Genomic DNA, 306 nt, shown 5'->3' on the forward strand with positions numbered 1-306 from the left:
AGGTGTAGCCGTTTTGGTTCTCCCGGGTGATGTAGCTGCAATGCCTGACAGTGAAGCCGTCCCTGAGAAGGTCGTACATGTGACGGAACCCGTTGTCCGCCCATCCGATGCCGAATTGCAAAGGCTGGCGGAATATTTAAATCAGGGCAAGCGAATTACATTATTATGCGGTGCAGGCTGTGAAGGCGCCCACCCCCAGCTGATGGAACTCTGTGACCGGTTGAAGTCACCGATGGTCATCGCCCTACGTGGGAAGGAGCATCTTGAATATGATAATCCTTACTCTGTAGGTCTTAAAGGTTTGAT

General features: G+C 51.6%; 1 pseudogene. It reads left to right on the forward strand.

Annotated elements, in window-relative coordinates:
• A pseudogene (locus tag CVN76_RS02600) lies at nt 1–306 on the forward strand (ubiquinone-dependent pyruvate dehydrogenase); the annotation flags it as partial.

It is taken from the genome of Bacillus sp. mrc49 (assembly GCF_002803435.1).